Below are 10810 nucleotides of genomic sequence, written 5' to 3' on the forward strand. Positions count from 1 at the left end.
GCGGAACTCTGGAAAATGCGCGGTGAAGCAGCGCGTCAGCTTGGCGAGGACATCGGGTGACGCGTCCTGTTCTCGCGTGTCAGCCGAAATTTTTCAAGCCCTGCCGGAAAGTGTCGGGTACTGAGGTGGGCGTGAAGGAGAGCGCGCTCCTCACATTGCCACAGACTGCCATTGATGAAATCCACCAAATCCACATGTGATTGAAGCGCATAAATCAGTTCGTTGGCGTTCGGGTCATCTCCTTCATATCCATCACGTCCTGAGCGGGAGTACACGAACAGGTTGAGGGCCTGACCGGTATAGCTCAGATAATCCTCCGCTGATCGCAACGACTCACCCAGATGTTTCTGCGCCTGAGGGCCAGGAATGTCCTTGGAGCGGCTCATGATGTGCCCCAGTTCTGCGGCGTATCTGCTGTGAATGTCCGAGGCGGTCGGGGGATGATTGCGCATGGAGAGCAGGTACACGTTCGGGGTGCCGCGCCAGAATTCACCCTGTTCGTAGCGCGCTTTTTTTGGCCCAAGAAGCCGATAGCGCCACCCTATCCTGGGCTGATTGAGGAGTGTCGTCAGCGCATTGCTGAGCATGGTGGTGACGGTCGTCAATGACATTGGCGCCCCCTCCCCCTTGCCTTCTGGATCAAGCGAAATCAAATCGTGGTCGAATGAATCGGGGCCACCCTCTACTCGGTTGACGGAGCGGGCAATCAGGTTTTCAAGCCTTTGCCACTGGCGCAGCGCTGAGCGCCTGCTCTCGTAATACTCATCTTCGAAGATCAACTTCCGCCCATCTAACTTCATCAGGGCTGGAGGCACGAGGATATCCGTGGCCACTGACATGGGCGAATTCAGGAAGTCGTCGATCAATTCCCGAGTCGAGATCAGATTTCCATTTGACATCAGGCGGAAATGCATCTGGAAGACCCCGTTCTGGTGAACGGTCAGGGACGGGTAAAGCCTGATGTGCTTGCCCGCCGTCTTGAGCTCACAAGGCTCCAGGAACGCCCTGAAATAGAGCAGCTCCTTCGCCACCATTGGACTCACGTAATGATGCTCGAAAAACCTCATCTGTGCGGCGTGGAGGGCAGACTGCATTTGATAGGGCCCCAGCCCCTCGGGAAACGTGAACGCGGCCGTGCGCGGCCTGACGAATGGCTCCCGATGGATGTCGAAGGGCTCAGCGTGAATGGACTGAGAGTTCCAGATGAGAAAGCCTTCGGAGTAATGCGAGACGACGGCCAGACCCGACTGAACGACATCAGCCGCCAGTTGCATGAAATGGTCATGTTGAATGGCACCCGTGAAGTAGGTGGTGTAGGCAAAGATGATGTCCCAGTCCAACCAGATCAGCACGTCAACGGTGCTTTTACCCAGGCTGACCGACAGTGGACGAAAAACGTCCAGGGACCGCTCATTGAAGATGGAGGGACACACTCCCTGTGGTCTGATGAACGTCAATGTTTTGGTGTGCAGCCCGGCAGAGACCGCGTACCTCTCCACTTGCGGGACATGGTTGAAACGGGACACAGCGTCAGCATAGGACTGAGCGCGACGCAGTGGACGTGGTTTACGCGAGAGGAGCGACGGTTGACGTCAGAGGGCCAGGCCATTGCGCCAAGCGACAAGGCGCGATGTGCCTTGTCCATCCCACGTCTCTGGACGGACGACAGGTGCATCAACTGGCCCTCCGCCTGCGCGCTGGATCATGACCAGCCACCCCGGGAGGGCCACCAGGAGTGCTGGACTGGGCCACTGCCAATACGCTGTTCGCCCTTTGAATTGGCATGTGGGCCGCCGAGCAGGTCGCGGTGCACAGCGCCTGACGCCAGATTCTTATACTGGTGGCCCATGACCCGCTTCTCACTGGCCCTGTTGACCACAGCCCTCCTGAGCAGCGCCTACGCCGCGCCGCTGACGGTGACCGTGCTGCACACCGACGACCTGCACGGGCGCCTGGAGCCCACCAAGATCGGCGACAACCTGTACGGCGGTTACGCCCGGCAGGCCACACTGGTGAAGCAGTTCAGCGCACAGGACCCAAACCCCCTGGTCCTGTCGGGCGGCGACACCTTCCAGGGCACACTGTTCTACAACGTGTACAAGGGTCTGGCCGACGTTCTGTTCATGAACCTGATGGGCTACGACGCCATGGCGGTGGGCAACCATGAGTTCGACGATGGTCCAGAGGCGCTGGCCAAGTTCGCGGAGCGGGCCACCTTTCCGCTGCTGGCCGCGAACCTGGACGTCACGGCCGAGCCCCTGCTCAAAGACCGGATTAGACCCTATGCCGTGATGACCGTCGGCGGGCAGCAGGTGGGCGTGATCGGCGCCGTGACGCCGGACCTGCCGCAGATCAGTTCGCCTGGCCCGAACGTGAAAATGCTCGAATTGATGGCGAGCCTGCGCAACAGTGTCAGCGCACTGCAGGCCCAGGGCGTCAACAAGATCTTTCTGGTCTCGCACCTGGGGTACACCCTGGAGCAGGAGGTGGCGCGGACCGTCTCCGGCATTGACGTGATTGTTGGTGGGCACTCGCACACCCTGCTGGGCACCTTCACCAACAAGGACTTCCCGGCCAGCGAGGGGCCGTACCCAACCATTCTGCCGAACCCGGACGGCAACCGGACCCTGCTGGTGGCAGCGTGGGAGTGGGGCAAAGTGCTGGGGCGCCTGAAAGTGACCTTCAATGACAGCGGTGCGGTCGAAAGCTGGGAGGGGAACCCCGTGCCCGTCACCGCTGACATCGCTGAAGACCCCACCGCCAAGCGCATGGTGGAGACGCTGACCGTGCCGATTGCGAACCTGCGCCAACGGGTGATCGGGCAAACCACGCGCGGCCTGAACGGCAACCGGGAGATCGTGCGCCGGCGCGAGAGCACCATGGCGAACGTGCTGGCCGACGCCGCGCTGGCCGCCGCGCAGAATGCTGGCGCACAACTCGCGTTCGTGAATGGCGGTGGCGTGCGGGCCAGCATCAACGCTGGCCCGATTACCTTTGACGAGGCCATCACGGTGCAGCCATTCGGCAACACCCTGACGGTTCTGACCCTGACGGGGACCCAGATCAAGGCGGCACTGGAACACGGCGTGGCCACCTGGAGTGAGAACAAGGGGCAGTTCCTGCATGTCAGCCGCGGCGTGAGTTACACCTTTGACCTGGGGCGCCCAGCGGGCAGCCGCGTGACGGCCGTGACCTTGAACGGCCAGCCGCTCGTCGACGCCCAAGCCTACAAGGTGGCCATGAACAACTTCACGGCGGGTGGAGGGGACGGGTTCACGATGTTTCAGGGTGCGCCCCGCCTGGACACGGGGACGCTGGACGTGGACATCCTGGTGCGTTACCTGCAGGGGCAGCCTGCGGTGGACGCTGAGCCAGAAGGCCGTATCGTGATTCTCAACGAGCCCAAGTAAACAGGACAAACGGCGCCCCCAATGGGCGCCGCTGCATGAAAGCCTGACCCGTGTCAGGCTTCTTCAGTGTACAGGTGAGGTGAACGCCCGACGGCCACGCCACCCCCAGTGTGGTCGGCACAACGGGTCGCCTGCAGTCCGCACCGGCAGCAGAGGCCAGGGGAAGACTCCTCTGGCCTCTGCTGCTGTTCAGGTCAACAGGGGGCCGAAGGGGACGCTTCCGTGGGTGGGGGTGGTTTAAGGAAGCTGCTACCAAGCGCAAAGTGAAGGCTTTCCCGAGCTACACCGGGAAGCGCCCGATCACCCGGTCGTACTCGCGCTGGGCCTCGCCCAGCGCCAGCCGCGAGTAGATTTCTAACGACTGCCGGGAAGCATGGCCGCTGTACGGCTGAATCAGCGCGTCGTCGAGGCCCTGTTTCTTGAGCCAGGTCAGCAGGAAGTGCCGCAGCTTGTGCGGCGACAGGCTGCGATCAATGTTCGCCAGAGCCGTGTAGCGCTCAAACATTCGCCGCACGCCCCGGTCGCTGTACCGGCGCTTCCACGAGGACTCGAACAGGTAGATTCCTCCCTGTTGTCGTCTCTGGCCGATATGAAGCGCCAGCGTCTCCTTGAAGGGTGCTGGGAACGGCACCACCCGGTCCTTGCTCCCCTTCCCCAGGTTTACCCGGATCTGGCAGGCGTCCAGGTCCACGTCCGCGAGGCGCATCATCACCAGTTCGGACACGCGTACACCGGTGTACAGGAAGGTCTTGATCAGCACGAGGTCAGCGGTGCGGCGCGTGCGCCACACCGCCTCGTAGAACGCCCGCACCTGCTGCTCGGTCGGCACCCACGGCAGGCGGCGCGATGGTCCCGGCACCTCCACTTCCAGTTCGGTCCGCAGGTGACGGAACACCTCCTTGAGGTAGGCGTAGTCTGGCCGCTCAGCCCGCAGCAGTTTCGCCAGTTCACGCGCTTTCTTCTTCGCCCCGGTGCGCCGCGTCTGTGTCATGCGTCCACCTCGACCTCCAGCTTGAGCCTGCGAGTCAGGTCCAGTTTGAACTCCCCGTATGGGTTGATGTGGTGGTGCATCAGGGGCGACAGGGCACGCCAGTCCTCGGCGGTCATCCGCTGCCGCCACGTCTCGCTGCCCAGCACTCGCTGGATCATCAGGGTGTTGACGTACACCAGGCTGTTTTGCAGCAGTTGCAGCGCCAGCATGGAGATTTCCTGCGCTTCGAGGTTGTTGGTGCTGATCTCCCCGCCCTTGCCGAAGAAGATGAAGTTGGTCGTGCCATTCCAAGTTTCAATGACGTTCAGCCCCTCGTGAATCTCCCGGCGCACCTCCTCCCGGTGCAGGTACTCGCAGACGAAGATGGTCCGCAGCACCTTCCCCAGTTCGCACAGGGCTGCGTAGGTCGGGTGCTGGGCGTTGGCCCGGGTGAAGCGTTGCAGGATGGCCTCGGGGTCGGCCAGCCCCAGACGCAGTGCCGTCGCGTACTTGACCATCGGCTCGTACTGCTGCCGGATGAGGTCCCAGCGGATCGACCGCTGTGCCTGCACAGCGGCCAAGTTCGGCACCTGAGCCGCGAACGCCATATTCGGCAGGTACAGCCGCTGATGGGCGATGTCCGCCAGACGGGGCATCAGTTTGAACCCCAGCAGGTGGGTGAAGGCGAAGCCCGGCTCGCTCTGCCCGTGGGTGTCTACATAGTTCTTCTCGACAGACAGCGAGGTGCAGTGGCGCAGGACCCCCTCGATCATGGCCGCCACTTCTGAAGAGGAGCAGGACTTCATGCTGGAGTAGATGCTACTGGCACGTCTCTCGACGTGCCAGTAGATCATCACCCCATCCCCGCCGTACCGGATGGACCGCTGCGTCCGCAGGTTCCCGTCCCAGGCGGCGTATTTCTTGGCATCACTGGCGCAACTGGTGGTCCCCTCGCCCCAGATGTCCGGGCGGCGCGCGGCCAGCGTGGCGTTCACGACTGCGGCGTTCGCCGCCCGCAGCGCGTCACGGTGGATGTAGTGCCGCCGGACGTACTTCAGATCCGAGTACCCGACCCCGTCCTGCCCGGCGGCCACCCGCTTCAGTCCTGTGTTCGTCCCCAGGCCGTACAGGCACAGCAGCAAGCGCTGCTGGAGCTGGTCACGGGGCATGTTCTCGCGCGTCATGAAGCTCTTGAAGTGCGGGGTAATCCCCGCACGCCGGTCCACCTCGACCAGGACATCGAGCAACTGGGTGTTCCAGAACTGCCGCCCCACCTCACCCTTCACCGTGTCGTAGAAGGGCGGGTCCGGCTGCCGGGTCAGGGGCGTGACCACGAAGCGGCCCCCGTCCCGCGCGACCACCCGCACGCCGGGATTCTTCGGCAGGCCGTCGTGCAGCATCACCAGGGCGTCCTTGAGCTGCTGCTCCAGACCCTGCACGAAGGTATCCACCTCCTGCGGCTGTCTGAGCGCCTGGAAGTAGCTTTCTTTCCTGGCTTCGAAGTCCTGGGGCAGGTCCTTGTCGGGGTCGCGGTACTTGTCGGCCCCGATCACCCAGATTTCGCGGGACCGCAAAGCGTCCCGCAGCGCGGACAGGACGCACAGCTCGTAATTCACGCGGTTGACCCGCATTCCACCATCCGGCCCCCGTTCGAGAATCAGGTCACGGATGTTCCGGTCGATCACGCCACCGACCGGGATGTGTTCCTCGTACGGATAGATTCTCGCGTTGCTGTCCACATATCGCCCCAGCAGGCCCAGGGCGTCAATCACCGGCTGATGCCGGTGATTGTTGGACCGGAACGACAGCTCGGTGAGCAGCCAGGGGATCATCCGGCGGTAGTGGCTGCGGTAGGTGCCGCGCACGATGGTGTGGACCTGCTGCCGGAAGCCTCCCTTCTCCTTGTACTCGCGTAACAGATCACGCAGGGTCTGCTCGTCCACGACGGGGAACAGCACCTCGCGCACTGTGCCGTCGGGATTGCCCAGTGCGGCCTCCAGCAACCGCTCCAGAATGCGGTCCTTGTTGTGGACCCGCCGGAACTCGGCCACGAAGTTCCGCTCCACCCGCCGCTCGGCCTTAACGTTGATGTGGTGGACCATGTCCACCAGATGCGTGACCAGGGCGTCGGTCAGTTCTGTCATGCGGGCGACGCAGAAGGCCGCGAGCAGCGTGAGACGCACGGACGGGGTCTGGGCACGAAAGTGGCTGGGGGACTCATTGGAGGCCCGCTCGCGGTAACGGGTCAGGACGTGGGGGGCCACGTCCGCGAAGAGGGCCTGGGGGAGCTGCAACCGACGGAGCAGGCGGAGCTTCTCGATCTGCTCTTCCACGCTCTCCACGCCGCGTTTCTCCGAGTTGGTCCGCAGGTTTTGCAGGGCTGAACTACGAGGGCCTTGGCCCTCGTGGTCTTCCGGCTGGTCTTCCTCCAGCGCCGTCGGCCTCAGCAGCGCCTCCAGCCCTGCCCGGTGTTCGGTACTCAAGCGGTTGTGGATGGTCTGGCACAGGCGCAGGTCATAGTGCCGTTCCGCCGCGTCCACGAACCGCTGGAGCCGCCCGGGGCTGGGGGGCTCGATCCCGTTTTCGCGGAGCCAGCGCAGAGCAGCTTCGGTCACAGCCCCGGAGCGGGTCTCGTGCGGAACAACGGACTGGCTCAGCCAGTCCGTCAGCGTGCCCGCATCCTCGGTGGTGAACTCGCGGAACCCACAGAACGCCCGGATGTCCTGACGCTGGTAGCTGCTGTTGCGGCTGCGCCAGTTGAAGTCCCGGTACTCGTCGGTCGCCACGCCGACCTGCCGGGCGACGTACTCGACGACGGCTTCGGGCACCTCATGGGTGTTGTAGGGGAAACGGCCCTCGTGCTGGAAGGCCTTGAGCATGACGGCGAAGCCCAAGCGGGTGGGGCCGGTCTTGTTCCGCAGCAGGTCGGTCTCGGTGGGCAGCAGCGTCCAGGTGTCGATGAGTTCGTCGATGGTCCAGCGCTGCTGCATGGAGCCTCCCTGAAAAAGTGCCGGGAATCGGCAGTGACGGTACTTCCACGGGAGGGCCAGCCGCCGTGGGTGCGTGTTGTAGGGCAACCGCAGCGTACACCTCACCTCACAGCGGAGGAAGTACCGATGCCAGAGTGCAATTCGGCACTTAGTGTGCCCGATTTGTTGTTGCAATCGTAGGACCCCGTTTGGGGCTTGGCTGAGCCTGGCTGGGGAGCGTCTGAGGGGGCCGTTTCTAGCTTTCGGGTGACGAGGAATGCTTTTGCTCGATGACGAGACGTTCTTAGACAAGCCGTCCTCCTCAGAATGCAGAGGACGTGGTGGTCAATGTGCCAACCGAGATAAGCGGCAGAACGTCGTCCGTAGCTTCTCAGCCCCAAACGGCGTTTGTCAGGGATTGAGGATGCCCCTTCTAATTTACTTTCCGCCGACAAGTCCGAAGGCGGCTGCGGCGCGCTGCAATTCCATCACGGCCCGTTGCTCGTCCAGATTCACCACATTGACTTTAAGGAAAGTGTCTTGCGTTCGGTACTGCGCTTCGCAGGAGCGATGCACAGCGCGCCGAAGCAGCGGGTAATCCTCCACGACGATGTTCACAGCGTTGCAAGAGCTGAAAATTGTTCCCGTTGCCCAGGAGCGGCGGTTGAAGGACGCACGGTCAAGTTGCCCTTCGTAAGAGGCAAGGGCGGCAGGTGTACCCGACCATCGCCCTACGAGAATCGCAATGGCCGTGCCCTGTTCAGCGCTGGCCGGTGGTCGAGGAGTGGAACGAGTGTACAGCAGCAGGGCGGCTGGGGAGCGGGTGTCGTCCTGGCGGACCGCCCGCTCGACAAGTGCCTGTGTGGTCGTCCAGGTACCCAGCAGTTTGTAGCCGCTTGGTGCTGGGGGCGGGAGCCGCAAGCGCAGCAGGTTGCTTGCGGCCTGGGGCGTGCCCGTAGTGAAGTTCCGGCTCAAGTCCGGGTAGGGGCTGGCAAACATCGCGTACATGAGGCTGTCGAAGCTCAGGGTACGTGCAGCTGCGTCACCGCTTTGTGCGTGAACGGGTAGCGCCACCAAAGAGTTGAGCAGGCTGGCGGTGAGCCAACGGCGGTGAACGGGGGACATGAAAGCAGTGTTTAGCATGGTAATGAGAGTCGCGCCTGTGCCCTTTGAGGGCACAGGCGCAACCGTGGAACCAGAGAGAATCAGGCAATGCTGCTGATGTAGCTGTAGCTGGTCAGCGCGACCGGAATGACGTGTACCGAACGGGCATCACTGCCGAACAGGGTGTTGCGGTCTTCCAGGTACAACTGCGCAGAGCCGCCGCCATCCCCGGCGATCGCGTCCGTGCAACCCAGCGACTTCATGTACCCGGCCAAGTCCGTAAGGTTGATCGAGGCGCGGTAGGCAAGGATATAGTCGCCGCTGCTGTGCAGGCCCAGGCAGATGCGCTGACGGTTGACGGTGGGACCAAGCTGATCCACGCTGTACTTCCCCCAGGTGGCATCAGTGAAATTACCACCTCGCACGATGATTGGTCCAGCGGCCATACTCCAGATCAGGCTGGACGACTGCGAGTAGGCACTGTTCTCGTCGTGAAAAACCACTGCACCGTTGCCGTTAAGGCTGATCACGTCGATGTTTTTCCCAGTTACGCCATGCTTCCTGTCGCCATCGAGTACGAACAGCCCAGTCAGCTCTCCAGTAGAGAGATCGAAGAACATGAAGTTGGACCCGGCGATGGCATTGGCGTCGCCCCTTACGAACGTCGGGACATTGCGACGACCAGCACCGCTGGCGTCACCAGAGAAACGGACTTTGAAGTTGCTGCGGGGGATACGAATGGCTGGCATATCTGCACTCCTGGTGGTTCTGAATTGAAGTGGCCACTTCTGCAATCAGTATGCGGATCCATCCGTTTGAGAGAAAGAACGTTTTCTACCAGTATGCCTATCCGAATATACCAGTACATCTCTGCTTTCCCATCCAAACCAGTCAACAAAAATGCACCACAGATCTTTCCTATGCCGGGTAGAAAAGTTTTACTTTAAAAACTTTTCTACCTGTAGATTTCTTGTAGCAATGAGGTAGATTTCAGAGTTTAAAATAAGACTTGTATACACCATGCTTACTCCAGAAGTGATCACTTCAAATTTGGTTCGGGAGGTACAGCATGGCTCTTCAGGAATTTGTGAAGGTATACACGGCAGAGTCGAACTTCACGGGCATACAGGGATACATTAGCGTCCCAGCAACGCCTACGGGTCTGAGCACGTATGATTTCGTCAACTTCTTTCTTGCTTTGGACGACTATTACGAAGTTGGCCTCAGCTACGCAGATAAGGGCGATGGAAACGGCCCAGTCTGGCGCTACTTCGCCAATCACGCCAAATTTGGTCAGCAGAACCAGATTGTGAGCCCTACCAGTGAGGTCTTCGTCAAGATCGTCAACCGGGGCACGGAAGCGGACGCGACTGTACAGGACGGGCGCATCACGTTCTCTCGCACGGCCGCCGTGGCGTCCCCAACCTACTCCGGCAAGATGCTGATCGGCGGGGAGGACAACAGTGCCACGTCATCCAGCGGCTATACGCCCCGGCACCCGCAAGTGACGTTCCGCAACGTGAAGGTGCAGCGTGGCGGCGTGTGGCTTGACTGGAATGCCACCACGCAAGGCTCCCTGGGTGCCCTGGTCAACCGCACGCCTCAGTATCAGCGGCAAGGCATGGTCATCCAGAACGTACCGCTGATCGCCCAACTGACGTAACCCATGGGAAAGGAGAGGGCCAATGAAGCCCTCTCCTTTCCCGTGGCGCTTCCCGGCTTTTAGCGGAGCGTCACGGCTGCCTTGCCATTCGTCACGGTGCAAGTAAACCGCACGGTCCTGACCTGCCCGCCCTGTTGAAAGCGCGCCGTGCCTACCCAGAAATACGACTGACCGACATGGCCGGAGTTGTTGATGTTCCTGGAATAAGTGACCGGGACTCCCGCGGGCACCGTGCGGAAGCCCTGAAGGTTGCGGATGCACAGTGCCTGCCCGAGTTCCTGGTCTGGCAAGAGACGTGAGGGGAGTGGCACGTCTCTGCCACCAGCGCCCGCAACACTGGCAGCCAGAATGGCAAGGGCACAGATCATCTTACGCAGCATGGTCGTCATTGTATAGGTGGCTTGTTGGCGATGTCCCAGTAATACAGAATCGCTTCGTTACGGCTACTCACGCCCAGCTTCTGAAACACGCGTGTCAGGCCGTTTTGTACGGTCTGATTGGCAATTCCCAACTCACGGGCAATTTCCTTGTTGGCGAGACCGCGTGCCACCAGGCGCAGCAAGTCCCTGGAGTGACCCCCCAGGAGCGGACCAGGAGGCAAGGCACTTCGCCCCCGTCAGCCCGTAGGCTGACGGCACCGAAGGAGTCCCTATGCCCGGACGCACCCACCGCCGCGAGTTCAAGCTGGACATCG

At 61.7% G+C, this 10810-nt stretch carries 9 protein-coding genes; 2 read left to right on the top strand and 7 right to left on the bottom strand.

The window, feature by feature from the left end:
* Nucleotides 1-35 precede the first annotated feature (35 nt).
* Nucleotides 36-1526: a hypothetical protein gene (locus C8263_RS18485; RefSeq protein ID WP_146160795.1), complete on the bottom strand. Its 1491-nt coding sequence runs from the start codon at nt 1524-1526 to the stop codon at nt 36-38.
* Between the two features lie 321 nt (nt 1527-1847).
* Here C8263_RS18485 and C8263_RS18490 point away from each other — a divergent pair, with 321 nt between their 5' ends.
* A complete protein-coding gene (locus C8263_RS18490; protein WP_107139583.1) occupies nt 1848-3410 on the top strand; it encodes a bifunctional metallophosphatase/5'-nucleotidase in 1563 nt (520 codons plus the stop codon).
* 280 nt (nt 3411-3690) lie between these two features.
* Here C8263_RS18490 and C8263_RS18495 read toward each other — a convergent pair whose 3' ends face one another.
* From C8263_RS18495 to C8263_RS18510, 4 genes are all read right to left on the bottom strand, one after another.
* Nucleotides 3691-4401: a tyrosine-type recombinase/integrase gene (locus C8263_RS18495; protein ID WP_104992252.1), complete on the bottom strand. Its 711-nt coding sequence runs from the start codon at nt 4399-4401 to the stop codon at nt 3691-3693.
* Nucleotides 4398-7370 carry a Tn3 family transposase gene (locus C8263_RS18500; protein ID WP_107139584.1) on the bottom strand — a complete coding sequence of 991 codons (2973 nt, stop codon included), beginning with the start codon at nt 7368-7370 and terminating at the stop codon, nt 4398-4400. Before C8263_RS18500 ends, C8263_RS18495 begins: the two co-directional genes overlap by 4 nt.
* Nucleotides 7371-7787: 417 nt before the next feature.
* Entirely contained in the window at nt 7788-8474 is a 687-nt protein-coding gene (locus C8263_RS19140) for a hypothetical protein (protein ID WP_146160796.1), read from the bottom strand.
* A gap of 80 nt (nt 8475-8554) precedes the next feature.
* Entirely contained in the window at nt 8555-9202 is a 648-nt protein-coding gene (locus tag C8263_RS18510; RefSeq protein ID WP_104992255.1) for a phosphodiester glycosidase family protein, read from the bottom strand.
* 320 nt (nt 9203-9522) lie between these two features.
* Between C8263_RS18510 and C8263_RS18515 the strand changes: the two genes are divergently transcribed.
* A complete protein-coding gene (locus C8263_RS18515) occupies nt 9523-10116 on the top strand; it encodes a hypothetical protein (protein WP_107139585.1) in 594 nt (197 codons plus the stop codon).
* Between the two features lie 59 nt (nt 10117-10175).
* Here C8263_RS18515 and C8263_RS18520 read toward each other — a convergent pair whose 3' ends face one another.
* On the bottom strand, nt 10176-10496 hold the full coding sequence (locus C8263_RS18520; protein WP_104992257.1) for a hypothetical protein: 321 nt from the start codon (nt 10494-10496) through the stop codon (nt 10176-10178).
* A 5-nt stretch (nt 10497-10501) separates the two neighbouring features.
* Nucleotides 10502-10678 carry a response regulator transcription factor gene (locus tag C8263_RS18525; RefSeq protein WP_233218922.1) on the bottom strand — a complete coding sequence of 59 codons (177 nt, stop codon included), beginning with the start codon at nt 10676-10678 and terminating at the stop codon, nt 10502-10504.
* Between the last annotated feature and the right edge of the window lie 132 nt (nt 10679-10810).

Source organism: Deinococcus arcticus (genome assembly GCF_003028415.1).
Taxonomy (GTDB): Bacteria; Deinococcota; Deinococci; order Deinococcales; family Deinococcaceae; genus Deinococcus; species Deinococcus arcticus.